The organism is Mangrovimonas sp. TPBH4, from assembly GCF_001280505.1.
In the GTDB taxonomy this organism is placed as follows: Bacteria; Bacteroidota; Bacteroidia; order Flavobacteriales; family Flavobacteriaceae; genus Mangrovimonas_A.
On the sequence record NZ_LBIO01000065.1, the window covers coordinates 67,100 to 93,617 of the forward strand.

The window sequence follows — 26,518 nt, forward strand, 5'->3', positions numbered from 1 at the left end:
AATCAAAAAGACAATCACAAACCTCAACCCACAAAAAAAGCCTTTCTTAAAAAAGAAAGGCTTGGTAATTTTGGGTGGAAGATCGGTCTCGAACCGACGACCTCCTGAACCACAATCAGGCGCTCTAACCAACTGAGCTACAACCACCGTTTTAATTGGTTTGCAAATGTAAACGATTTCATCATTACTGCAAAACTTTTTTTCAATTTATTTTACATCAAAAATGCTATCTACTGCTATACAACGCTCTACAGTAAAACCTTCCCCATGTTCTGCACCAATCAAACGACCTAGGTCCCTAGCACGGTATTCAATACTATCGGTAAAGTTCTTGCTGGAAATTGGCGTTTGCGGCCCCTTGACCTTAGGGTCATAAAACTGTGTTTTATAGGCCATTACTGCATCTATTTTAACATCGATATAACCAGTAACATCCACAATTAAGTCTGGTTCAATGTTTTTCCACTGAATATAATGGTAGACAAACTTAGGACGCCATGGTTCCTGCTTTTCTCCAAAGGCCTCGGTTTCAATTTTCATCAAGCCGCTTAAAAAACAAGCATCGCTCACCAATTTACTCCCTTTTCCGTGGTCTATATGCCGATCGTCAATGGCATTGCAAAGCACCACTTCTGGCTGATATTTCCTAATGGCTTCAATAAGCTTTAGTTGATGCTCTTTATCATTTACAAAAAAGCCATCGGCAAAGCCAAGATTTTCGCGTAGGGACACCCTTAAAATCTCGGCAGAAACGCGAGCTTCTTCCTTTCTGGTTTCAGCAGTTCCTCGAGTCCCCAATTCCCCTCGGGTCAAATCAATAATTCCCACCAATTTCCCATTGGCTATTTCTTTGGCTATAGTGGCACCGCATCCCAATTCCACATCATCGGGATGCGCCCCAATAGCAAGTATATCTAGTTTCATGAAGCTTTGTTTTAAGAGGACAAATTACGAATTGTTTCTCTTTTACAAAACCCAATCCTAGCCTCTTTATTGCTCAAAAATATCAAGCCATCACGTTTTCTCCTTTTACTTTGGCCAATGCCTGTTTCAAATCCTTGATCAAATCCTCTTTACATTCAATACCCGTTGAAAATCTGATAAGGTTATCACTAATGCCAATAGCCGCACGCTCTTCAGCAGTCATAAGGGAATGTGACGTTAAATGAGGAGAAAGGGTTGTGGTCTCCACCCCTGCTAGGCTTAACGAAGGCTTGATAAGTTGCAAGGCTTGCTGGAATTCCAAAGCATCCAAACCATCTGCCAATTCAAAAGAAAGCATCCCCCCAAAACCTTTCATTTGGGATTTTGCCAAGGCATGCTGCGGATGGCTCTTTAAGCCCGGGTAATACACCTGTTTCACATCCTCATGAGCTTCCAAAAACTTGGCGATCTTTTTGGCATTTCTATTTTGTGCCTTAACGCGCAACCCTAGAGTTTTGATACTGCGCTCCAACATCCATACGGTAAAATCGCTAAGGTTTCCTCCAAAATTTCTACCCACTCTCCATACTTTTTCCATAAGATCATTAGGGCCAACAACAACTCCTGCCAGAATATCACTATGGCCTCCCAAATATTTGGTTGCCGAATGCATTACCAAATCAATCCCAAAATCTATGGGGTTTTGGTTTACGGGACTTGCAAAAGTGTTATCAATGGCTGTGATGATGCCTTTGGATTTTCCCAATTGGGCCACACCTCTCACATCGGTAATGGTCAATAAGGGATTGGAAGGTGTTTCTATATAAATAACTTTGGTATTGGATTGAATGGCCTTTTCAAAATCGGCTACTTCATAGCCTTCGGTAAAAGTAAACTCAATGCCACGTTTTGGGAATTCTTCCCTAATAAAATTACTGGTGCCTCCATAAATAGTATTTTGAACCACCAAATGGTCCCCTGCTTCCAACAGAGCAAACAACATACTACTTACCGCAGCCATCCCAGAACCAAAAATAAGGGCTCTATCAGTATGCTCCAAAGCTGCCAACTTTTTGGACAATGCCTCCTGATTAGGCGTGTTAAAACTACGCGGATAACGCTTTTGATCTACATCTTGAAACGCATAGGATGTAGATACATAAATAGGTGAAATGGCACTTTTAAATTGCTCGTCCTTGACTTCTCCTATATGAACACAAGTTGTGTTGAGTCCTAAATTATCGTGTGACATATTATTCTGAATTTTAGAATCTAAAATTACAAAACAAAACACACAACCAACACTTTAGCTCTTGATTTTTAAGGGCTAAAGTGTTTAAGTTTTCATTAATTTTATGTTACCCTATTGTCCCTGAATCCAGTTGATAATGGATTCATCTACGGGCAAAGTTTGAGGAGAAACCACCTTTACCAAATAGCCTTGTTCATCCAAAAGATACTTTTGAAAATTCCATTGCACTTCCGAATCTTCCAAGCCATTTCTGGATTTTTGGGTCAAAAATTGGTACACCTCATGCATGTCATCTCCCTTCACCGAAATTTTCCCCATCATAGGAAACGTCACCCCATAATTCTCTTTACAAAAGGTAGCAATCTGATTGTTACTTCCTGGTTCTTGACCTCCAAAGTTATTAGCTGGAAAACCTACAATAATGAAGTTTTCATCCTTGAACTCATTATACAGCTCTTGTAATTGGGCATATTGAGGCGTCAAACCACACTCACTAGCCGTATTGACAATCATGATCTTCTTCCCTTTTAAAGAGGCAAAATCAAATGGCTTGCCATATAAATCTTCAACCTTAAACTGGTAAATCTGTTCTTTTTCCATAGGAGTTTCAACTTGGTTTTCTTCTACTGAAGCAGTTACAGCTTCCTGCTGCTCTGCGGTATGCTTGCAGTTCATAAGCATAACTGCCAACATCAATACTATTAGTTTTCTCATGATTTAAAAATAGTTATTTTTACTTAAAACCCTTATTTGTCGTCAATCTTTCAATCGCGATTTTAAAAGACTGTTCTGCTCTTCCATGAGTGTATTTAACTGAGACAACAGCTCTATATCCTTAGGAGTTGCCACAGTTTTATCGGCAGTGTTTTGAGCGCGGTTGCGGAGACGGTTCATAAATTTCACCACAATAAATACGGTAAATCCAACAATTAAAAAATCCAACAGTGTTTCCAAGAAGGCCCCATAACCTATGGCTACCTCTTCAGAAACTATCTTGCCTGAGGCATCAATTATGGCGTCCCGTAATACCAATCGTTTGTCTTCAAAATTGATACCATGTGAAAGCAGGGACAAAGGAGGCATGAACACCTTTTTAACCAAAACATCCACGACTTTGTTGAAGGAGGCCCCTATGATAATACCTACAGCCATATCGATCATATTTCCCTTTACGGCAAATTCCTTAAATTCTTTTATTAATTTCATTTGCTACATTTTTTAGTTGAAGAATATACTTTTCCTTGCTCTTATTGCACAATATAAATGTATAAGAATATTTGCTACAAACATTATATTGAATATTATTAGTTTTTAAGATGATATCTTCGTATATTAGCTTTTAAAGTGATATACCAATATCCAAAACAAAAATCATGACCAGTATCATCACCGGCGATATTATCAATTCAAGAAGCCTAGAGCCCAACGAATGGATGCCTTCACTCAAGGAAGTGTTGAATCTATACGGTACAGCACCACAACAATGGGAAGTTTACAGAGGGGATAGCTTTCAACTGGAAGTTCCCCCTGAAAAAGCACTTGAAGCCGCCATTTTAATTAAAGCTTCCTTAAAACAATTTAAAAAAATGGATGCCAGACTAGCCATTGGTATTGGAGAAAAGAGTTTTACTGCCAATAAAATTACCGAATCGAATGGTACCGCCTTTATCAATTCCGGAAAGTGTTTTGAGCAATTAAAGAAAAACACCTTGGCTATCCAATCGACATTTCCTGAGTTGGACCACACCTTGAATATCATGTTTGACTTAGCATTGCTGACCATGAACAATTGGACGCCAACTTCTGCCAGATTGTTAAGGGCCGCATTAGAACACCCTAACATGAACCAAATAGAATTGGCCGAGATTTTTAGTACCACGCAAGGCAATATCAGTCAAGGGTTAAAACGAGCAGGACATGACGAAATCACAAAACTCATAAATTACTACAAGTCCCAAATCACACAACTATGATTCACTTATTTATCAAATTAATGCTTGCCCATATTCTTGGGGATTTTGTATTGCAACCTGCCAAATGGGTGACCGACAAAGAAGCCAAAACCTACAAATCTAAATACCTTTATTGGCATATTGCCATTCACTTTGCACTGCTCATCCTATTATTGAAAGCCAATAGCTCTTATTGGATAGGTATCTTAAGCATTACGATATCGCATTACATCATCGATTTGTTAAAACTACAATTCAGAAACCCCAAAAACAACCGCCTTTTATTTGTTTTGGACCAATTGGCACACATTGCAGTAATTACAGTGGTAGCCTACGCCTACGCCCCTGTTCCGTTTGACCTTAGTGAATTATTCAATAGTAAAGTTATTTTATTTATTTGCTGCCTTTTAGGAATTACTTCGGTCTCTTCCGTTATCATGAAAACGGTGATTTCCAAATGGCAACTGGAAGAAGACACCATAGACGAATCTTTGGAAAATGCGGGAGCCTATATTGGCATATTGGAACGCCTGTTTGTGTTCGCTTTTATATTAATGGGCTATTGGGCCGGCATTGGCTTTTTAATTGCTGCCAAGTCCGTATTTCGATTTGGAGACCTTTCCAAAGCCAAAGACCGAAAATTGACTGAATATATCTTAATAGGCACCCTCCTAAGCTTTGGTCTAGCCATTATGTTCAGTATGGCCTATAAATTTGCTCTAACGTTGTTATAAGCATACTCTTTGTAAAAATAAAAGGCGCCAACTAAGTTGGCGCCTTTTATTTATTTATAAATCCAGAAATCTTATTTCCTATAATACTTTGCATATTTTCTATAAGCCAAAGCTCCCAAAAGCGCAACAATTCCAACTGCGATTGCAATAATGTTCAAACTAGCAATTTGCTGTCCCGATTGATAGGAATGTAAGCCTGAAAGATAAAAATTCACACCAAAATAGGTAAACAAAATACTTGAAAAAGCAATAATGGAGGCTAGGTTAAACCCATATCTACCACGTAACCCTGGCACTAAACGCATGTGGATGACAAATCCATAAATCATGATACTGATCAAGGCCCAAGTTTCTTTTGGATCCCATCCCCAGTAACGTCCCCAACTTTCGTTGGCCCACATTCCTCCAAGGAAGTTCCCTATAGTAAGCATCACAAGTCCTACCGTTAAAGCCATTTCATTAATGATGGTCAACTCTTGAATATTTAAAGACATTTTGGATTTATTCTTTTCCGTGGTGAAAATCATCAATAAAAGAGACACCACTCCCAATATCATTCCAAGGGTAAACGGACCATAACTAGCCACGATTACTGCCACGTGAATCATCAACCAATAAGAGTTCAAAACAGGTTGCAGGTTGGCAATGGCCGGATCCATCCAGTTCCAATGGGCTACCATTAAAATCATCGAGGTCACAAAGGCTGTGGCCGCAAATGTCAAATCACTTTTTCTACCGAAAATCAATCCGAACAACATGGTTGCCCATGCCACATAAATCATGGATTCGTAGGCATCACTCCAAGGTGCATGGCCAGAAATATACCAACGTACTACCAACCCCAAAGTGTGCAGTACAAAAAGCACGATGATAGACACCTTAAACACATTTGCCAATACAGACAAAGCTTTGCTCTTTTCATTAAAAATCTGCACAATTATTCCAATGAACAAGAACGTACCCGCATACATGTACCAGCTAAACAATTTCTTAAAGATATCGTATTTGTTATAGGTAATTTCGGCATCAATTTTCTTTTCAGAAAGCATTACATTTTCCCCCAAACGGTGCTGTGTTTTCTTGAAAGCCCCCAACATTTCATCGGCTTTGGAAAAATCGCCTGTTTGTTTGGCCTGATGCAAATTCATTAAATAGGCACTGAACCCTACGTTGATAAAGTTTCCATATAAGGAATCTTCAATTTTTTGTCGGTAGCCTTCTTCCCTGAATTCCAAAGAGGAAATCCATTTATTGTTAGGATCGTTAGGTACCGGAAATATCTTCATGGAACGCCCTTCTATGGCATTGTACAACAAATACACACGTTGCTCAGCTTCCTTAAACTCCTTTTCATAGGCATTCAACTCATTTACATTGGTCATTTTATCCAAATATGGCTGCAGCTTAAAGCTTCCAACTTCATTGAAAAAATCCACCAAAGCCGCATATTTTTGGTCCTTTGGTACGCCAATAATGCTTCTGATAGAATCCGCCTTTCTAGGCTTTAAATAGATGACAGGCACATTGTACCACAGCATTGGACTCTCCTGAATAGACAACAGCACTTGGTTAGCGTCAAACTCCTCATAAGTATCATGCTTACTCAACTTACGCAACATTTCCGAAGCATAGGTATTCATTGGCATCATACGCCCACTGTAATCCTGAATGACCATTCTACCAAACTTAGCAGCTTCTTCCTTTGGTGTGATATTGGCACGCAATACAGAATCTATCTGCGCTTTGGTTGGGCGCTCATGGTCATGCCCATCTCCTTCTGTATGTTCTTGTGAAAACCCTTGTAAACCAAATAACAAAATCGCAATGGTTAATGCTGCTTTTTTGGTTTTCACCTTATCCAACATTCTTCTTAAATCGGCAAAACGGGTACCTTTTGTAAACAAGATAGCCAATAAGCCGAAGTACAATAAAAAGTATCCAATATAGGTAATCCAAGTTCCCCAGAAATCATGGTTTACAGACAACACGGTTCCTTTTTCATCTGGATCAAAACTAGCTTGGAAGAAACGATATCCTTCGTGATCCAAAATATTGTTCATAAAAACACGGTAATTGAAATCGCCATTTTCTTTATCCAAAACGGTAATTTCGCTAGCATAAGATGAATAATTGTTTTCAGTACCCGGATAACGTTCTGCAATAAAATCGTTCAATTTGATACTGAATGGCAGTTTGATTCTTTTGGAACCGTATTTTACAGCTACGTCCAAACCGCCTACTTTTATTTGTTCAAAAGAATTGTCGCTTCCTTTTCCTCCCAAAACTCTCACACGTTCGGTTTCACCGTTTGCCGTAACCTTTAGCACCAAACCATCGGCATCCCCTTTCAGCATTTGAGGTTTTTCAACAATATCAAATACGCCCTTAATTACCGGCTTTGGAAACACCATTTGCATGTTCCCAATAATGTAACGCGAACGCAAAGCCAGAGGTTGAATGCTATCCTTAACCAATGTTCCTTGGGCACCAGTGGCCATGGTTAAATACTCCCCTTCAAATGGCGATTGAATTAAAAGCTCTCCATTATTATAAGTGATGTTCACGGCACCATCCACAAACTTATTAAGTGAAAACAGCGTATTATGGATGCTTTGTACTTCCCCACTCTTCAAGAAATGATTGTGCGGCGCACCTCCTCCGGATTCAACCACCTTTAAATATTCTTCACCAGATTCATCGGGTACAATATCTTGTTCAGCTCCAGCAACAAATTTCTCAAGTTCTATAGAGACCGGCTGTCCGTCATAATCGGTGTCTACACTAAAACTATTGGTTAAACGTGGTGAAAAATCCACTTCCTTTTGAATAACCCTGCGCTGTGCCTGCCCATCAACAACCATATCCCCATCAATATAGGCCGTGACATATGTTTTTTGGGATAGAAACGTATCTTCAGTAGCACCTTCCCTAATAGGCATCATCCCTTCATACCCAATATAACGCGTTACAAAAGCTCCTAAAAGAATAAAGATAAAGGCCAAATGCAACAACAGAGTATCCCATTTTTCCTTTGAAAGAAGTCTGTATCTAAAAATGTTCCCGATAAAGTTAATCACGAACACCCCCATAATGGCCTCAAACCACCACGCATTATAGATCAACTGTCTAGAATACGGTGTTGGCGAAGTCCCCATGTTCCGGTCCATAAAGGTCCCCGTAATCATGGCTGCGGCAAAAACAATAAATAAAATAGCGGTAAGTCGTGTTGAAAATAGAATTTTGGCAAGTTTATTTTGCATAATATGAGACTCTTATTTTAGCTCGCGCAAATTTAAGGTATTTACTTTACTTACTTATGTTAAAATACCTGAAACTTTTAAGGTGCTTGTCTGGCTTGAAAAATATTCAGGTAGAGAAAGGTGCCCATTTTTCGGGCTCTGTGCTTGGCGTTTTCGGCATAATCGCCTTGAAACAGTTCGTCTATGGTTTGCACCCACAAATTGAGCCATAGGCCAAAATGTAATTCGGTAATACTGTGGTTCGTTTCTCGGTCAACTTTTACATGAACCTCCAACGGATTGCCGTAATATTTCGTCTTTAGAAACAAACTCGACTCCCAAAAAGAAGTCAAGTGTTCAAAATGAGCCTCCCAATCCTTTATTATTGGGTTGAAAAAAGGCCCTAAAACCTCATCTGTTCTTACTTTTTTGTAAAACGTGGTGACTAATATATGAATATCGGCTCTGTTTTGAATATCTTTTTTTGACATGAAACAAAGATAGCCCATATCACTTTTTTATCATGCAAGACTTACTTAATTTAGCAGCATGATTTCAGTTAGCATACTCGGTGCCGGCAATGTGGCCACACATTTGTACAAAGCTTTTAAAAAGGCAGAATCAGTATCTGTAAACCAATGGTACAACAGACATTTGGCGCCTTTGGAAACCTACAGAAATGAAGTCTCCATAACCGATGACCTTTCGCAGCTTACCAAAAGTGATGTCTACATTATAGCCGTAAGTGACGATGCCGTGGCAAAATTGTCATCCAACTTACCTTTTGAAAATAGATTGGTCGTGCATACTTCAGGAAGTGTGGGCATCCACGATTTGGACAAAAAACATCAAAGAGGCGTCTTTTACCCTTTACAGACCTTTACTAAAGGGGCTGACGTAGATTTTTCGGATGTGCCCATTTGTATTGAAGTTTTGGAGAGAGAAAACCTTCCCCTTTTACAAGAACTAGGAGAAGCCATTGGCTCCAATGTATATAAGGTAAATAGCGATCAACGAAGAGCTTTGCATTTAGCCGCTGTTTTTGTGAACAATTTCACCAATCAACTGTATCGCGTGGCCCACGAAATCACCGAAAGCCAAGGTGTGGAGTTTGAAATCCTGAAACCACTTATTACGGAAACAGCCAAAAAGGTTCAGGACCTATCACCTTATATGGCACAAACAGGTCCTGCCAAGCGCAACGACAAAAAAACAATTCAAAAACATTTAAAATTACTGGAGAATCCGCAGCACGAAGCCATCTACAAACTGCTTACCAGTTCAATAAAGAAAACCCATGGAAGATAAAAGCTATAAAGAATACCTAGAACACATCACCACCTTTATTTTTGACGTTGACGGCGTGCTTACCGATGGTACCATTACCGTAACTACTTCTGGCGAAATGCTAAGAACTATGAATATTAAAGATGGGTTCGCTTTGAAAACGGCCATAGATGCGGGTTTTCATATTTGTATTATTTCCGGAGGGTCTAACGAAGGGGTTCGCTTACGATTGAACGGATTGGGTATTAAAGATGTGTATTTAGGAACCCATGATAAAATTGAAAAGCTCCACGAATACCTTGAGAACAACAATATCAACATAGAAAATGTGTTGTATATGGGTGACGACATCCCGGATTACCCAGTGATGTCTTTGGCAGGCTTGCCATGTTGTCCTCAGGATGCGGTTCCAGAAATCAAGGCTATTTCCAAATATGTATCCCATAAAAAGGGTGGAAAGGGCGCTGTTCGCGATGTGATTGAGCAAGTCTTGAAAGTACAGGGCAAATGGAACAGTAATTTTAGCGCCAAATACGATTAACACCAACAAATCCCGACTAACTAAACAACACTAACTTGGAAATACTAAAACTAATTCGCTGGAAGAACCTCCTTATGATTGCCTTGATGCAATACCTCATTAAATATGCCTTTTTTGAGCCTTTTGGAGTCAACATCACTTTAAATTTATTTGGGTTTTCGCTTTTGGTATTAGCTACCTTGTGCATTGCAGCAGGCGGCTATGTTATCAATGACATTTACGATGTAGAAACCGATCTGATTAACAAACCAGATCAAGTAATTGTTGGTAAAACCATTTCAGAACAAGCCGCCAACAACCTTTTCATCATCTTTAATGTGATTGGAGTTGGTATTGGTTTCTATCTGTCGCACTTGGTTGGTAAAAGTGCTTTTTTTGCAACCTTTATAATTGTCTCTGGACTATTATATGTATATGCTTCCTATTTAAAACCCATGCCTTTGGTTGGCAATCTGGTGATTTCGGCCATGGTGGCATTAAGTATTGTAATTGTTGGTTTGTTTGAATTGATCCCGGCCATTACACCTTCCAACCAAGAGACCCAGCTCACCTTTTTCACCATTTTATGGGATTATGCCCTTTTCGCATTTATCTTGAATTTATTGCGGGAAATGGTAAAGGACATCGAAGATATTGACGGCGACCACAAAGCAGGAATGAACACCCTACCTATTGCCATTGGCCGTGAGCGCGCGAAAAAGATTGTCTTTACGGTTTCCTTTATTCCCCTAGCAGGAGCCATTTACTATTTAATCAATTATCTATACGGAAATTTGGTGGCGGTCATATATTTTCTTGTAGCCATCATTGCGCCATTGCTGTATATAAGCATCAAGATATTTATGGCTGAAACCAAAAAAGAATTTCATTTTATCAGCAATATGATTAAATTGGTCATGCTACTGGGAATGTTATCCTTGATAATATACAAATACAGCCTTCTCGATTAATGCTGAACGACCAACTAAAATCATATCACATTGTGCTCGCCTCTGGATCTCCAAGACGGCAACAATTTTTCAAAGATCTTGGTCTGGATTTCGAAATCATCTTGAAACCTGTCAAAGAAGAATACCCAACTAGGCTAAGACATTTTGAAATCAGTGATTATTTGGCGCAACTTAAAGCCATTCCCTTCAAAGAAGATCTTAAAGAGCATACCATCCTCATCACTAGCGATACCATTGTTTGGCATGACAATAAAGCATTGGGCAAACCCAAACACGAACAGGAAGCCTTCGAAATGCTGCGTTCCATGAGCGGCAAAACCCATGAGGTTATTACTTCTGTTTGTTTTACTACAACTTCAATTCAAAAAACGGTAAACGCCATTACCAAGGTAAGCTTCAAAGAACTTACCGACGACGAAATTCATTACTACATCAAGACCTGTAAACCTTTTGACAAAGCTGGGGCTTACGGTATCCAGGAGTGGATTGGGCAAATTGGCATTACCAAAATCGAGGGATCTTACTTTAATGTTGTAGGCTTGCCAACCCACCTTGTTTACAAAACCCTGCTGTGCTTGATTTCCTAAAATTCTGTAATTTTTTTCTGGTTTTTATTACAATTTCTCAGCTATCTTTGTTTAAGGAATATCATTGTACACACTATGTTTTTTGAAGCTTACCAAGACAAGTTAATCAAAACTTTCATCCTTCTTATCATCCTATTGATCATTAGGACCATCCTAAAAACTGCCATCACCAAAATTGGCCGAAACAGCGGAATCAACGAGGCTAGAATCCAGCTTATCAATCGCTACACAACGGTCTCCTTGGTATTGATAAGTTTGCTATTTGGAGCCTTTATTTTTGGCGTTAAGTTTGAAGACATGGCCTTGGTGTTTTCATCGGTGTTTGCCGTAATTGGTATCGCTCTCTTCGCCATTTGGTCCATTTTAAGCAACATTACCTCTGGAGTCATTATGTTTTTCTCCTTTCCCTATAAAGTGGGAGATAAAATTCAAATTCACGATAAGGATTTCCCTATTGAAGCCATTATTGAAGATATTAGAGCCTTTCAACTGCATTTGCGATTGGACAATGGCGACCTCATCACCTATCCCAATAATCTCATTCTTCAAAAACCCGTAACACTCATTAAAAAAGATGCCATCGACGATGGTCATGATGCTTTATAAATTATAGCTATATTTATAAGGTCAACATTTATATATGGGAAAAAAAAGAACCGCAAAATATAAAAAGCATATAGGCAAAGCCCCGGGAACCCTTATCTACACCGGTGAAAAAAACAGCCAACAACTTTTTATTGAATCCTTCGATTATAATCCAGACGGTTTCACCGAAAAGGAACTCAAGAATATCGAGGATGTTTTTGGCTACAAAACCAGCGAATCCATTACTTGGATTAACATTAACGGACTTAACCACATAGAGGCTATTGAATCTGCCGGTGCCCATTATGGACTGCACCCCCTGATTCTTGAAGACATTGTAAACACCTCCCAGCGACCAAAAATAGACGAGTACGAAGACTACCTCTTTCTATCCCTAAAAATGCTTCACCTCGATGCGAATGAAAATGTCATCATTGAGCAAGTGAGTTTTGTAATGGGAGACCGCTATGTATTGACATTTCAAGAGGCCGAAGGTGATGTTTTTGATAACGTAAGAGAACGCATTCGCTCTGGAAAAGGTCGGATTCGTGGCATGGGGGCCGACTACCTTCTATATGCCCTTGTAGATGCCATTGTTGACCATTATTATGTGATAAGCGAGATGCTTGGCAATAAAATTGAAGATATCGAAGACACTCTATTTGAAGGCAATGTAGAAGACTCTATGAGCATTCAAATATTAATGCTGAAAAAGGAATTGCTGAAAGTAAGACGTGCCATTTTTCCATTGCGGGAAATTATTAGCCGCATCGAAAAAAGCGAAAGCACCTTAATTGACAAAAAGTCCATTCAGTTCTACAGAGATGTTTATGACCACGTGATCCAACTTTCTGATAACATTGATATTTTTAGGGAGATGATTTGGAGTTTAATGGACATGTACATGACCACTATTAGCAACCGAATGAACGAAGTCATGAAAGTCCTTACCATTATCGCCACTATTTTTATTCCCTTGACCTTTATTGCCGGGATTTACGGCATGAATTTCGACCACATGCCAGAGCTTCATCTTAAATACGGATACTACATTGTTTGGATTGTGATGGTTGCGGTATTTATTGCCATGGTAGTTTATTTTAAAAGAAAGAAGTGGTTGTAGAGTATACGCTAACTACAATAAAATGAACAAACTACTCACAATCACAATTCCATTTTTATTGTTGGTTCAAACTATATTTTCCCAATCTAAAGAAATAAAGGGTGATACAGCCTATTGGTACAAAAGAAATATAGAATTTCAAAAAAACTTAGATTTAATAGATTTTTAAAAATCAGAAGATGAATTCAATTTTAGATTTTGGAATCGCGGACAGGTAATTGAAATTTCAAAAGACAGCTCTGAAATAACTGGTTCAATTGTCAATTATATTTATCACACCAAAAAGGCTAACAGAAACCAAAGCGAAACACTTACAAGCAAAGTTCTACTGACATCAGAACAATCGAAAAATATCTATGAAATTGTAAAAAGGTCTAAAATTTTAGAATTACCAACGGATAAAAATATAGAAAACTGGAGTCAAGGGAGTGACGGTATCACCTATATCATATAACATTCCGATAAAAAAAGTTATTGGCTAAAAAAATATTGGACACCATCTTCACAAGACTCCATTTCAGAAGCCATTATTGTTTCAGATTTAGTAAAAAAACTGTCCGACACCTTAAAGCTAAAAGAGGTTTACACTTCATTTAAAAACACATTACCTGAGAAAGGTTGTTACAATTCAGGAGGAATGGCAACCTGGTGCTATATACCTAACTCTTTAGAGTTGGGCTATAGTGGAGCTACAAAATTACCTTTAGGTTTATATTCCTCTTATTCCGCTACAATCATAGGCAAAACAAAAATAAACGGAGGTGCCTCAATACAGTATAATTTTGACAACAATGGATTTCATCATTTGAATTTACACATAGCCAAATGGAATATATTTCATAAGGATTCAAATCTTTCGGATTTTGTAGCATACAATTATCAGAATAGAATTCTAGACATTAATGACACAAAAAATAAATTTGAAAATCATCAAGTCAAATATGGCTTAAACCTTAAAAAAAACTTAGGTATAGGAGCTGGATTAGACTATTTAAGCAGGGATTATGATAAAATTGGAGGATATTTGTATGCTACTAAATGGTTTTCTAAAGCCAATATAAGCGCAACAATTTCGACTTCACTATTTAACAATCGAATTAATTACAAAACTAAAATTTTCAAGGCTATTGATTTTAATAATAGATTCATTATAAACCGAATTTCTTTTGGAATAGCCTATGAGGAATTTATGGAATATAAAGATCTGTACTTTAGTTTTATAATACTGATTTAAGAAATGCAAGCAGGTAAATAATGAATAATTGCTTCTTATTTTTCTAGCAGAAAAACCTTGCAACGAAACTATGCATAAACCGTTAAAGAAATTCTAAATCCAGCCCTTTGGCTGGTTTTATTTTTATATTTAGGGGCAATTAAAACAAATCATGAAGAAACAATTACTTGCATTTTTTCTCTCTTTGGCCACCTGTCTTGGCCTATACGCCCAACAACCACAAAAGCCCAATGCCTCCGAAATTTATGAATCCATTAAAAAGCTCAACTTTTTGGGATCGGTTTTATATGTGGCGGCACATCCAGATGACGAAAATACGCGGCTTATCTCCTATATGTCCAATAAAGTGAAGGCCCGTACGGCTTACCTTTCCCTAACTAGAGGGGACGGCGGCCAAAACTTGATTGGCCCAGAAATAAGGGAACTATTGGGAGTCATCCGAACTCAGGAATTGCTCACGGCAAGACACATAGACGGAGGCGAACAGCGCTTTACCAGAGCCAATGATTTTGGCTATTCCAAGCACCCAAACGAGACCTTGCAAATTTGGAATAAAGACGAAGTATTGAGCGATGTAGTTTTGGCCATTCGCGAATTCAAACCCGATGTAATCATCAACAGATTTGACCATCGTAGCCCAGGGACCACCCACGGACACCATACAAGTTCTGCCATCTTGAGTGTTGAGGCTTTCGACTTGGTTAATGATCCTTCAAAATTTCAGGAGCAATTAAAATCTACTAGTGTTTGGCAACCAAAGCGCTTGTTTTTCAATACTTCTTGGTGGTTTTACGGCAGTCAGGAAAAATTTGAGAAAGCCAATAAAAGTAATTTGTTGTCCTTCGATATTGGAGAATATTATCCATCCAAAGGATTGAGCAATACTGAAATTGCATCCCTTAGCCGTAGCCAGCACAAATCGCAAGGCTTTGGAAATACGGGCACCAGAGGGGCACAAATGGAATATATTGAACTGATTAAAGGGGATATGCCAAAGGACGGGCACAACATTTTTGAAGACATCAATACTACTTGGACTCGAATTAAAGGCGGTGAAGCCATTGGCAACATTTTGAAAAACGTAGAAGACCTCTACAGTTTTCAAGATCCTTCTGCTTCGATTCCTCAATTGATGGAAGCCTACAAACTCATACAAAACTTGGAAGACACTCATTGGAAAACCATCAAAACAAAAGAGATCAAACAAATCATTGCGGCCTGTGCAGGACTGTATCTTGAAGCCGCAGCAGATACCAACCACGCCACTCCGGGAAGCACTGTTCAACTGAACATTGAGGCCATTAATCGCAGTGCTACTAACATGACCCTTAAAAGTTTTAGCATCAACGATTCCAAAACAAATAAAAATGTCGCTTTGACCAACAATGAAAGTCATCAATTCCAAGAGGCTTTTGGAGTGGATCTTGAGCAGCAACCTACTACCCCATACTGGCTCACCAGTAAAGGAAGCTTGGGTATGTATCGCGTAGATGACGCATCTTTAATAGGCAAACCAGAAACCCCTAGAGTTTACAATGTGACTTTTGACCTGCTTATTGAAGGTGTCTCTATTTCATTTACAAAACCTATTATATACAAAACCAACGATCCTGTAAAGGGCGAAGTATACAAACCCTTTGAAATCATTCCCGAAGCGTCTGCCAAGGTTACCGAAAATGTAATCATTTTTGATACCGATCAGGAAAGGGAAATTTCGGTGGTTGTTAAAGCCGGAATTAACAATTTACAAGGCCAGGTTCAAATGGCGCATCCTAAGGGTTGGACCGTTTTTCCTGAAAAAAGACCTGTAAACATTCAACATAAGGGAGAAGAACAAACGGTGGTTTTCACCATCATTCCTCCCAAAAACCAAGACGAAGGTTTGATTACGCCCATGGTACATATTGGAGATAATATTTACACCAGAGAGCTTATTGAAATAGATTATGACCACATTCCTTTCCAGACCGTCTTACTTCCTAGTGAAAGCAAAATAGTTAGATTGGACATTAAAAAAGTAGGATATGATATTGGTTACATTGAAGGTGCAGGCGATGTCATCCCTGAAAGTTTACAACAAATAGGCTATAATGTTATTACCATTCAACCAGAGGATATTTCAGCTGAAACTTTAAGCCATTTCGATGCTATTGTTGTGGGGGTTCGAGCTTACAACACTGTAGATGCCTTAAAATTCAAACAACAGATATTGTTTGATTATGTCGCTAATGGCGGTAATATGATTGTTCAATACAACACAAGCCACCGTTTAAAAACCGAGCAACTGTCTCCTTATAAATTGGAGTTGTCAAGAGATCGTGTTACAGACGAATTAGCCACTGTTGTCTTTTTGGAACCGAAACACGAATTGCTGAACTTCCCTAATAAAATTACCCAGCAGGACTTTGAAGGCTGGACACAGGAGCGTGGACTTTATTTCCCAAGTAGTTGGGGAAAGGAATTTACACCAATCCTGGAAATGCACGACAAAGGCGAGTCCAAGAAAAAAGGCAGTTTGCTGGTAGCTAAATATGGCAAAGGCTATTATATCTATACAGGCCTTAGCTTTTTTAGGGAATTCCCTGCGGGTGTTCCTGGAGCCTACCGTTTGTTTGCCAATATGCTATCTATTGGCAAGGAAGATATCAAAACAGACAACCCACTGAACGACTAACATGACAGAGCATTCCCCACAAAAACAACCTTGGTTAAAATCCTATACTCTGGTATTGGTTGCCAACGCCATTTACATTATTGCCTTTTACCTTATCATGAAAGCATTTTAGTATGGGAGTATTGAATTGGTTGGACTGGGTGGTTTTGGCCACAACATTGTTAACGATTGTTGGTTACGGAACCTGGAAAACAAGAGGTAGTAAAAATGTCCAAGACTTTGTAAAAGGAGGTAATTCAGCTCCTTGGTGGACCATTGGCCTTTCGGTAATGGCAACACAAGCTAGCGCCATCACATTTTTGTCAACTCCCGGACAGGCATTTCATGACGGTATGGGTTTTGTGCAATTCTATTTTGGTGTGCCCATTGCGATGGTTGTCATTTGTATGGTCTTTATCCCATTGTATGACAAACTTAAAGTCTACACTGCCTATGAGTTTTTGGAGAACAGGTTTGATGGCAAAACAAGAACTCTAACTGCTTCCCTATTCCTCATCCAACGAGGCTTATCGGCCGGGATTACCATTTACGCACCGGCCATCATCCTATCTGCTATTTTACATTGGAATCTTACCTACCTCAACATCATCATTGGAACCTTGGTAATTATTTACACCGTATCGGGAGGTACCAAAGCGGTAAGTATTACGCAGAAACATCAAATGGGAGTTATTTTCTTGGGGATGTTTATTGCTTTCTTTTTAATCATTAACTATCTACCCGAAAATATCACCTTTACCAAAGCCTTGGATATTGCTGGTGCCAGTGGCAAGATGAACATTCTCAATTTCGATTTTGATTTTGAAAACCGTTATACACTTTGGAGCGGATTGATAGGTGGTTCTTTTTTGGCCCTGTCCTATTTCGGGACCGACCAAAGTCAAGTGCAACGCTACCTTTCAGGGAAATCTGTAAAAGAAATGCAAATGGGATTGATTTTTAATGGGCTTTTAAAAGTGCCAATGCAGTTCTCTATCCTTTTGGTTGGGGTTATGGTATTTGTTTTTTATCAATTCCACAATTCCCCTATCAACTTTAATCCTGCTGCCCACAATACGGTAAGCAATTCAGCATATGCAAATGATTACCAACGCTTGGAAGAAGATCAACTTGATATTTTCAATGCCAAACAATCTATTCTGGAAAACTATGTCGCAACCGGAACCGACAGCTATTCTGAAGAACTTCAAAAACTGAATAAAAAGGATCGAGAAAACCGGGATGCCGCGAAAATCTTGATACAAAAAGCCGCTGAAGACAATGACATCAGCATTGAAACCAACGACAAGGATTACGTGTTTATTCATTTTATTTTGAACAATCTGCCTCGCGGTCTAATCGGCTTGCTTTTGGCCGTTATTCTTAGTGCTGCCATGTCCAGCACCGCAGGAGAGCTAAATGCCCTGGCCTCTACCACCGCTTTGGACATTTACAAACGAAATTTCGCCAATGACAAGGATGAAACCCACTATCTAAAGGCTACCAAATGGTTTACCCTTGGATGGGGAATCTTAGCCATTCTTATTGCCTGTGTGGCCTACTTGGCAGACAACCTCATACAATTAGTAAACATTATTGGCTCCATTTTCTATGGAAATGTACTAGGTATTTTCCTTTTGGCATTTTTCTTTAAATACGTTAAAGGCCATGCCGTATTTATTGCCGCACTAATCACACAAGGAATCGTAATTATAGGCTGGTGGTATGAATGGATGCCTTACTTGTGGCTCAACTTATTTGGTTGTATTTTAGTCATCCTAATTGCTTTTTTCATTCAAAACACACGAAACACCAATGAATCAGTCCGATAAAGTCATAACATGGGGCATTATAGGCCTTGGAAAAATTGCCAATAAATTTGCTCAGGATTTACTAACCTTAGACAACTGTGAACTTGTAGCGGTTGCGTCCCGTAACCAAGAACGCTCTGATGCGTTTGCAGCAAGCTACGGAGTACAAAAAGCCTATGACAGTTACGAACTGTTGGCAAAGGATCCTAATGTGGATGCTGTGTATATCGCCACACCTCACAGCTACCATAAAGAACATAGTATCTTGTGCCTAAACCATCAAAAAGCGGTGTTGTGCGAAAAACCATTTGCCATGAACTCTCAGGAAGTCCTGGAAATGATTGCTACGGCTAAGGCCAACAACACACTATTGATGGAGGCTCTTTGGACCTATTTCCTGCCGCATTACCAGCATGTTTTAAAAATGCTTAAGGAAAACACCTATGGCAAATTGCTAAAAATGAATGCCGATTTTGGATTTCATAGAGATTTTGACAATGAATCCCGATTGTTTAGAAAGTCGCTTGGAGGAGGCAGTTTATTAGACATAGGCATCTACCCTATTTTTTCGGCCTTGACTACTTTAGGGGCTCCAAAATCCATTGAAGCTGCTGCGACCTTTTTTAAGAATGGCGCCGATTCTTCCTGCTCCATGGTGTTTCATTATGAGGATGGTGTGGAAGCCCATTTAAAAAGTACCCTTTTGGAAGAAACCCCAACCGTGGCGGAATTCCATTGTGAAAAAGGCTTGATTAAAATCAACGGTCAATTTCATGCGCCTTCAACAGTTACCTTGATTCCTAATGAAGGGAGTCCTGAAACATTAGATTTCAACTATAACACCATTGGATACAATTTTGAAACCATCCATTTTAATGATTTAATCAGGCAAGGCAAAAAAGAAAGCGACCTTATGACCTTTGAGTTCAGTAAACAACTCATTGGTACTTTAGATAAAGTCGCTTCGATAATTGGACTGGAATATTAGTGTTTAATGTTGATGAAGAACCCCACTTGGATCAAGCTTAAGGTTTAACTTGTCTTCCCCATTACCAATTTTTACTTTGTAAAATTTATGGGAAGGCTCATTGTAGTCATAATCTACGTAGTAGTCCGTTTCCAAAAGGAACCATCCAGGATGTGATTTAAACACCGTTTCCCTCACTTCTTTAGGCAATTTAATGTCCTCAAAATGTTCATTTGTAGACACAATATTGCCATCTTTATCATAAGATACAATGATGCTTCCTTTTTCAGATTTAAAATTCACTTCGTAAGTATTGTCTTCCGAAGGTCTTTCAAAATCTTCAAAGGTGCTAATATTGAATTTGGCTACCTTACTTTCTAGATCGACAATATATTTTGCGGTATTATCATAAGTGATTTCTTTAAGATAATCCATGTGGATGGTTTTGTTGGAAACCACATCCATTGCCGCTAGATCAATTTCTATTAGGCTTGATTGAGCAAAGCCTAAACTACCGAGGGTCATACATAAACCCAAAATGATTAAAGTTTTCATAATTACTTGTATTACAGTTAATGATTGATTGCAACACAAAGATTATGAATACTTACACATCAGACATAACAGCCACGTTGTAAATGATTTAACTTATATGAAATTGAATTCAAAAAATGTTTTAAAGGATTGAAATTATGTTGAATCATATCTGCAAACCCCAGTAAACATAGGGATTTCCACGTTACAACTTGATTTGGTAATTCCCTAGGTTCATTTTTTCCAGAAACTCCAAAAACTCAGGATTATTGTGTAATTTATCGAAATAAGGATCATATTTTACCTTATATAACACGGCATTCTTGCGTTCAAAAGCAGTTTCCAGCCACTCCAAAACTTTAGCATCCTCTTCTAAATATGCAAATTTTTGGGCTATCCAATACGCATTATTGTGTAATGTACCCTCTGATTTAGGATTACTTGTATCTTCTTCATTAATCCATCTATAAATTCCTTTAATACCCGATTTTTTATAAATCTTATGTAATTTAGGAATCTTTTTTTGTCCTTCTTCATCAAAGGATAAAATCATTTCATATTGTTTCATTGCAATATCATTCTTTCCTTGATCTGAATAAATTTTAAATTTAATCCAAAAAGGCCAAGTAGCATCAGGTAGTTCCTCTTTTGCTTTATCTGCCTGCTCTAGAGCATTCTGAAAATCTCCAACTTGTAAATATAACTCAGCACTTCGGATTGCAACTTCAAATGAATCCGGAGCAATCGACTGAGCCCTATCCATCATTTTCCTGGCGCGCTCGAAATCCCCTACCGTGTATTGCAGATATTGTGAATACATATAAAGCGCAAAATAATTATTTGGATTTAAGCTGATTGCTTCTTCAAATTGACTTTCAGTCCTTTTCCAATCCCAATCATAACTCAAATATACCCAACCCAAAACCCGATGCGGTTCGGATAATTTATTATCAAGCTTAATGGCTTTTTCAGCATAATCCTTTGCTCGCAGTATATCATTTTCAGTAGGATTAGGCCAATTTTCCCATAAATAGCTAATGGCAAGCCCAGAATAAGCTACAGCAAAATTAGGCTCTATTTCCAGACAGGAATTTAAATAACTTCTAGCCAAATGTATATCCTCTTCATAAACCCCGTAATAAACTGCCTTCATATACAAATTATAGGCCTCTAGATTGTCGGTTGGTGCTTTATCAATTAGTTCCAGCTCAAACGGTGATAACACCAAATTCAATTCTGAAACTATTTGTTTTGATATTTCACTTTCCAAGGCAAAAAGATCTTTATAATCCCTGTCAAAATCCTTGGCCCATAGTTGTACATCTGTTTTAGAGTTGATAAGATGTACCCTAACCCTAATCTTTTGGCCTTCCTTCTGTACGCTGCCCCCAACAATATAATTAGCATCGAGGGCTTCGCCTATATCTTTGGCCGACAGACTGGAAGCTCTATACTTTTCTGTAGATTGACGAGATTTTACAATAATCTGCTCTACTTTCGATAGGTTATTAATAATATCCTCTCGAATGGCATCGGCAAAATATGCGTTTTCTGGATGATCGCTTAAGTTCTTAAAAGGCAATACAGCCACCGTTTTATCCAATTCTTCCATTTGAGGCTCTACTACCGTCTCAGTATTAGTCTTTGAATTCATATAAAACGTATAACCCAGAAGCAAAACCAAAGCCACAATGCTTACCCAAAACAAGGTTGTAAATTTCCGCTTCCTCCTAAACGTTTTCTTTGTGTTTTTTGCCGCAGAAGTTTTTAAACCTATCTCATTATTGAACGCTTCATTTTTTTTGAATTTTACCTCACCAGGCGTATAGCCATAAAAATCACTAAAAGAGGTATTGAAATAGGTTGGACTGTTAAAACCTACGCGATAGGCTATTTCCGAAGCTGTAGCCTCCTCATTTTGGAGCATTTCCAAAGCTTTTTGCAACCTGTACTCCCTAATAAACTGGCTCGAAGATTTCCCTAAAAGTACATTGAGTTTCCTATGCAATTGCGAACGGCTCACTCCCACCTCATCCGCCAATTCCTGAACTCCAAAATGCTCATTGCTAAAGTTAGCCTCTAGGATTGTTTTTAGCCTTTCCACAAAGTTTTGATCCATGGATAATTGACTGGCCATATTGTTAAAATTAAATGTATTAATTGGTTGAGGACCAAAAACTAGAAGTAGGTCACCTATCTAAGATACAAAAATCCTGACAAGTATAGTTTTCTTAAAACTTCAGCAAAGCTTCCCATTATTAAGCTTCTACAGTTTTAACCCACCTTGGTAATCTCCGAGATTCATTTTTTCCAAGATTTCCAAAAAATGAGAGTTGGATCGTAAATTTTCAAAATAAGGATCGTATTTAATCATAAATAATTCGGCATTTTTTCTTCTAAAGGCAATTTCCAACCATTTTAGAGCATTTTCAGGTTCCTCCAAAAAGGCGAATTTTTGAGCAATCCAATAGGCATTATGTTGAACGCCCTCCGAATTTGCGTTATTGATATCCATATCATTGATCATTCTATAAACGCCTTTAACGCCATCCTTTTCATAAGCCTCCAACATTGGTGGTATGTTCAACTCGAAGGCTTCCACAAACCCCCAACTTTCTTCCAATTGCCTCACAGCCTGATCATAATTGCCCAATTCCGTATAGATTTTAAAATCCACCCAAAAGGCCCACATACCTTTTGGAGCATACTCTTTAGCCTTTCTGGTTTCCTCCAAGGCCTTTTTGTATTTATCTTCTTGCAGGTAAAATTCAGCACTCAATACCGCGGTAAATGACGAGTTTGGGTTGACCAATTGCGCCAACTCAATCATTTCACGAGCCTTTTCAAAATCCCCTAATACATACTGCAAGTACATGGCATATTCACTTATCGCATAATAATTATTCGGGTTCAACCTGATAGCCTCCTGAAACTCCTTTTCGGCTTTAGTCCAATTCCAATCATAAGTTTCATTAACATAAGCCATTACTCGATGTGGTTCAGACAAGCTTTCATCCAACTCCATCGCCTTAATAGCCAATTCTTTTACCTGTGCTGCATCTTTTACTGTAGGTGTTGGCCAATTCTCCCAAAGATAACTTTCGGCCAAGCCGGAGTATGCCAAAGCAAAACCCGTATCTTCATCAATACATAAATTGAAATACCTCCTAGCCAAATCTACATTTTCATCATAGTACAATGAATATAATGCCTTAATATATAAGTTATAAGCCTCTAGATTGTCTGTAGGCACTTTATCGATAAGCTCCAATTCATGAGGAGACAACACGACGTTCAGTTCGGAAGCAATCAATCTTGAAATCTCGCTTTCAAGTTCAAAAATATCCTGGAACTCTCTATCAAAATCCCTGTACCATAACTGCACATCTGTTTTGGAATTAATCAAATGTACCCTAACGCGTATTCTGTTATCATGCTTTTGAACACTTCCTCCCAATATATAATTAGCGTCCAAAGCAAAACCAATGTCTTGCGCAGATAGGTGCGAATCCCGATACATTTCTGTAGACTGACGTGATTTTACAATGAATTCCTGAACCTTTGATAAATGATTGATGATATCCTCCCTAATCCCATCGGCAAAATATTGGTTTTCACTGTCATCACTTAAATTTTGAAATGGCAATACAGCAATGGTTTTGTCTTCTCTTAAATGTATCGGTACTTCTTCTATGTCGTTTTCCGGCTTTGCATTGTGATAAAAAGAATAGCCCAAGAGTAACACCAAAACTATACCACTTACCCAAAATAAGGTCTTAAAATTTTTCTTCTTTGGAACAGCTGTTGGGGAAGATATCACAGCAGAATTGTCAACAAGCGTGTCATTGGCTACAATATCATTTTTTTTAAACTTAACCTCGCCAGGCGTATATCCATAAAAATCACTAAAACAAGTATTGAAATAAGTAGGACTGTTGAACCCAACACGATAGGCTATTTCAGAGGCTGTGGCCTCCTCATTTTGAAGCATTTCCAAGGCCTTTTCCAATCGGTATTCCCTGATGAACTGACTGGACGATTTTCCTATAAGTGTATTAAGTTTTCTGTGCAGTTGTGAACGGCTCACCCCCGCTTTATCAGCCAATTCCTGAACCCCAAAATGCTCATTGGCAAAATTAGACTCTAGGATCGTTTTTAGCCCTTCAACAAAGGCCTGATCCATGGACAATTGACCTGACATACTTTTAAATTAAATCGATTAATTGGTTTTCAGACCACACTTAAGAATAGGTCTTTCCCCCTAAGATACAAAAAATTACCAACCCAAATTGTTGAAATAAAAAGCCAAAAAAAGCACAACCAAAGGCTGTGCTTCCAGAAACTTTATATTGCCACAAATTGAATCTTACATGGCGCCCCATTCCTTAAGAGAATCCATGTTCATTTTCACATAGTCGTCATTACCTGCTTCTTTTGCTGCTGCCATTGATTTTTTAGCCAATGCAATTGCTCCATCTTTATCGCCTGCTTTCGCATAAATTAAGGACTGCTGTCTCAATTGCCAAAATGCAGGATCACTGCTCATGGCCATAGACTTATCAATCCATTCTTTAGCTTGCTTAATATCTTTACCCTCTTGATAATAGTAAACAGAGGCAGCAAAATAATCTTCCGCCTTTGGTGTTCCAGATAAGGCCTCGTTAATAGAAGCTAACACCTTGGTATCTGTTGGTACTTCAAAAGGGATGGCTACATAGGTTTTTTCCCAAAAAATTTCCAAAGTAGCACTGCTGTTAGTAATGTTATTAATATCGAAACTAAAGGATTCTACATTAAAAGACATTGGATAAGATTTTGCCTTGACAATGGCTGCAACCTTACTATCATCCCATTTTTGAGGCGTTCCCCAATTTTCAGTGTCGCTATATAGATATACTTCCCACAAACTCTTTCCTGGTTTCGTGAAAATTGCATAGGAACCCGCTTTTACAGTTTGTCCATCAAAAGTAACATCGTCACTAAAGGTAATGATGGTATTTTTGTTGGCTCCTGTTCTCCAAAGCTTATCATACGGCACCAAATCGCCAAAAACTGTTCTCCCCTTTACTCCCGGTCTGGAATACTGAACGGAAATATCCGTCAAACCAACCTTTTGTTCCAATTTACAAGCTGGACTAGCTTGAGGCGTTTTAACCTGGGCCCTTAAATGAAAAGAAGCCGTTAACATCAACGCAATAAGTAATAATTTTTTCATGGTTATATCTTTTTATAGTTTAAAAATGTGCTACTAAATTTACAAATTTGATTTACTGCGATTTGTTAACAAAACCTTAAATTAAAATTACAGCTATAGTACCCAACTAAAATCACTACCTTTTATACCGCTATCTAACAACTATTTAACCTTTATATGTTAACTTGATTTTCCAAGTTATAAAATCGTAGCTTCTTGAATAAATGTTAATTTTGTCTAATTTAATAAATAAATAGTTAGACATTTTGTATTTTTATAAAAAGTTTGGATATGCCTAAAAAGAAAACTCCCAAAAAATCAGATCTAGTGGATCTGTATATGGAATATGCCCTAGAACATGATGCCTCTCCAAAGTCTGTATATCAATTTTCAAAGTTGAACAATTTTGAAGAAAGCATATTTTATGAATATTTCAGCTCCTTTGATGCTTTAGAAGCCTATATTTTTAAGGTTTTCTTTGAGCACACTTTAGCAACACTTCACAATAGTGAAGAATACGAAACCTACGATGCCAAGAACAAATTGCTGAGTTTTTATTTTACTTTTTTTGAAAACCTTACAGCTAACAGGAGCTTTGTGATGTTTGCCCTTAACAAATACAAAGCCAACCTCAAGCAGTTAAAGCATTTGCAACCGCTTAAAGAAGCGTTTACCACTTACATTGATGAATTGGATATCCAAAAAATTGAATTGGCAAAAGGTCAACTTTTAAAAATTCAGAACAAAGCCGTGAAAGAAGCCGCTTGGGTGCAACTATTGCTCACCTTAAAGTTTTGGATGGAAGACACCTCAGCCAGTTTCAGTAAAACCGATATCTATATAGAAAAGTCCATCAATACCAGTTTCGACATCATTGACACTACCCCAATAAACAGTCTTATGGATTTTGGGAAATTTATGTTTAAAGAACGCTTCCAAACCAAATAAGAC

Annotated in this window: 23 protein-coding genes and 1 tRNA gene; 13 read left to right on the plus strand and 11 right to left on the minus strand. The window is 38.3% G+C overall.

What is annotated here, in order from left to right; translation table 11 throughout:
* Positions 1–72 precede the first annotated feature (72 nt).
* The 5 genes from ZA05_RS16935 to mscL form a co-directional block, all read right to left on the minus strand.
* A tRNA-His gene (locus tag ZA05_RS16935) sits at positions 73–148 on the minus strand.
* Between the two features lie 59 nt (positions 149–207).
* The gene (gene bshB1, locus ZA05_RS16940; RefSeq protein ID WP_053992869.1) at positions 208–924 is read right to left on the minus strand and encodes a bacillithiol biosynthesis deacetylase BshB1; all 717 of its coding nucleotides are present in this window, start codon (positions 922–924) and stop codon (positions 208–210) included.
* A gap of 82 nt (positions 925–1,006) precedes the next feature.
* Positions 1,007–2,176, minus strand: a complete 1,170-nt coding sequence (locus ZA05_RS16945; RefSeq protein ID WP_053992870.1) for a PLP-dependent aspartate aminotransferase family protein — start codon at positions 2,174–2,176, stop codon at positions 1,007–1,009.
* A gap of 111 nt (positions 2,177–2,287) precedes the next feature.
* A complete protein-coding gene (locus tag ZA05_RS16950; RefSeq protein ID WP_053992871.1) occupies positions 2,288–2,890 on the minus strand; it encodes a glutathione peroxidase in 603 nt (200 codons plus the stop codon).
* Between the two features lie 42 nt (positions 2,891–2,932).
* Positions 2,933–3,382 (minus strand): large conductance mechanosensitive channel protein MscL, encoded by a 450-nt coding sequence (gene mscL / locus ZA05_RS16955; protein ID WP_053977264.1) that lies wholly within the window; start codon positions 3,380–3,382, stop codon positions 2,933–2,935.
* A gap of 167 nt (positions 3,383–3,549) precedes the next feature.
* Between mscL and ZA05_RS16960 the strand changes: the two genes are divergently transcribed.
* Entirely contained in the window at positions 3,550–4,149 is a 600-nt protein-coding gene (locus tag ZA05_RS16960; RefSeq protein ID WP_053992872.1) for a transcriptional regulator, read from the plus strand.
* Positions 4,146–4,862, plus strand: coding sequence for a DUF3307 domain-containing protein (locus ZA05_RS16965; RefSeq protein WP_053992873.1), 717 nt, complete (start codon positions 4,146–4,148; stop codon positions 4,860–4,862). The genes ZA05_RS16960 and ZA05_RS16965 overlap by 4 nt, the downstream gene beginning before the upstream one ends.
* A gap of 71 nt (positions 4,863–4,933) precedes the next feature.
* On the opposite strand, the gene ccsA is transcribed toward ZA05_RS16965, so the two are convergent.
* The gene (gene ccsA, locus ZA05_RS16970) at positions 4,934–8,122 is read right to left on the minus strand and encodes a cytochrome c biogenesis protein CcsA (protein ID WP_053992874.1); all 3,189 of its coding nucleotides are present in this window, start codon (positions 8,120–8,122) and stop codon (positions 4,934–4,936) included.
* 77 nt (positions 8,123–8,199) lie between these two features.
* A complete protein-coding gene (locus ZA05_RS16975; protein WP_053992875.1) occupies positions 8,200–8,592 on the minus strand; it encodes a group III truncated hemoglobin in 393 nt (130 codons plus the stop codon).
* 58 nt (positions 8,593–8,650) lie between these two features.
* On the opposite strand from ZA05_RS16975, the gene ZA05_RS16980 reads away from it, so the two are divergent.
* The 10 genes from ZA05_RS16980 (at position 8,651) to ZA05_RS17025 (ending at position 19,860) form a co-directional block, all read left to right on the plus strand.
* A complete protein-coding gene (locus ZA05_RS16980) occupies positions 8,651–9,409 on the plus strand; it encodes a Rossmann-like and DUF2520 domain-containing protein (RefSeq protein ID WP_053992876.1) in 759 nt (252 codons plus the stop codon).
* Positions 9,399–9,929 carry an HAD family hydrolase gene (locus tag ZA05_RS16985; protein ID WP_053992877.1) on the plus strand — a complete coding sequence of 177 codons (531 nt, stop codon included), beginning with the start codon at positions 9,399–9,401 and terminating at the stop codon, positions 9,927–9,929. Before ZA05_RS16980 ends, ZA05_RS16985 begins: the two co-directional genes overlap by 11 nt.
* Before the next feature lie 35 nt (positions 9,930–9,964).
* Positions 9,965–10,879: a geranylgeranylglycerol-phosphate geranylgeranyltransferase gene (locus ZA05_RS16990; protein WP_082333825.1), complete on the plus strand. Its 915-nt coding sequence runs from the start codon at positions 9,965–9,967 to the stop codon at positions 10,877–10,879.
* A complete protein-coding gene (locus tag ZA05_RS16995; protein ID WP_053992879.1) occupies positions 10,879–11,466 on the plus strand; it encodes a Maf-like protein in 588 nt (195 codons plus the stop codon). Before ZA05_RS16990 ends, ZA05_RS16995 begins: the two co-directional genes overlap by 1 nt.
* Positions 11,467–11,541: 75 nt before the next feature.
* The gene (locus tag ZA05_RS17000; RefSeq protein WP_053992880.1) at positions 11,542–12,072 is read left to right on the plus strand and encodes a mechanosensitive ion channel domain-containing protein; all 531 of its coding nucleotides are present in this window, start codon (positions 11,542–11,544) and stop codon (positions 12,070–12,072) included.
* A 34-nt stretch (positions 12,073–12,106) separates the two neighbouring features.
* Positions 12,107–13,174, plus strand: coding sequence for a magnesium/cobalt transporter CorA (corA, locus tag ZA05_RS17005; RefSeq protein ID WP_053992881.1), 1,068 nt, complete (start codon positions 12,107–12,109; stop codon positions 13,172–13,174).
* Positions 13,175–13,811: 637 nt separating this feature from the next.
* Complete coding sequence (locus tag ZA05_RS17010; RefSeq protein WP_053992882.1) at positions 13,812–14,408, plus strand: hypothetical protein; 597 nt, start codon at positions 13,812–13,814, stop codon at positions 14,406–14,408.
* A 151-nt stretch (positions 14,409–14,559) separates the two neighbouring features.
* Positions 14,560–17,082 (plus strand): PIG-L family deacetylase, encoded by a 2,523-nt coding sequence (locus ZA05_RS17015; RefSeq protein ID WP_053992883.1) that lies wholly within the window; start codon positions 14,560–14,562, stop codon positions 17,080–17,082.
* Between the two features lie 113 nt (positions 17,083–17,195).
* Positions 17,196–18,893 carry a sodium:solute symporter gene (locus ZA05_RS17020; RefSeq protein WP_053992884.1) on the plus strand — a complete coding sequence of 566 codons (1,698 nt, stop codon included), beginning with the start codon at positions 17,196–17,198 and terminating at the stop codon, positions 18,891–18,893.
* Positions 18,877–19,860, plus strand: coding sequence for a Gfo/Idh/MocA family protein (locus ZA05_RS17025; RefSeq protein ID WP_053992885.1), 984 nt, complete (start codon positions 18,877–18,879; stop codon positions 19,858–19,860). The genes ZA05_RS17020 and ZA05_RS17025 overlap by 17 nt, the downstream gene beginning before the upstream one ends.
* Positions 19,861–19,863: 3 nt before the next feature.
* On the opposite strand, the gene ZA05_RS17030 is transcribed toward ZA05_RS17025, so the two are convergent.
* From ZA05_RS17030 to ZA05_RS17045, 4 genes are all read right to left on the minus strand, one after another.
* A complete protein-coding gene (locus ZA05_RS17030; protein WP_053992886.1) occupies positions 19,864–20,394 on the minus strand; it encodes a hypothetical protein in 531 nt (176 codons plus the stop codon).
* A gap of 184 nt (positions 20,395–20,578) precedes the next feature.
* Positions 20,579–22,510, minus strand: a complete 1,932-nt coding sequence (locus tag ZA05_RS17035) for a helix-turn-helix domain-containing protein (protein WP_053992887.1) — start codon at positions 22,508–22,510, stop codon at positions 20,579–20,581.
* Between the two features lie 129 nt (positions 22,511–22,639).
* A complete protein-coding gene (locus ZA05_RS17040; RefSeq protein ID WP_053992888.1) occupies positions 22,640–24,574 on the minus strand; it encodes a helix-turn-helix domain-containing protein in 1,935 nt (644 codons plus the stop codon).
* A gap of 165 nt (positions 24,575–24,739) precedes the next feature.
* Entirely contained in the window at positions 24,740–25,588 is an 849-nt protein-coding gene (locus ZA05_RS17045) for a DUF2911 domain-containing protein (protein ID WP_053992889.1), read from the minus strand.
* Positions 25,589–25,858: 270 nt separating this feature from the next.
* On the opposite strand from ZA05_RS17045, the gene ZA05_RS17050 reads away from it, so the two are divergent.
* On the plus strand, positions 25,859–26,515 hold the full coding sequence (locus tag ZA05_RS17050) for a TetR family transcriptional regulator C-terminal domain-containing protein (RefSeq protein WP_053992890.1): 657 nt from the start codon (positions 25,859–25,861) through the stop codon (positions 26,513–26,515).
* The last annotated feature ends 3 nt before the right edge of the window (positions 26,516–26,518 follow it).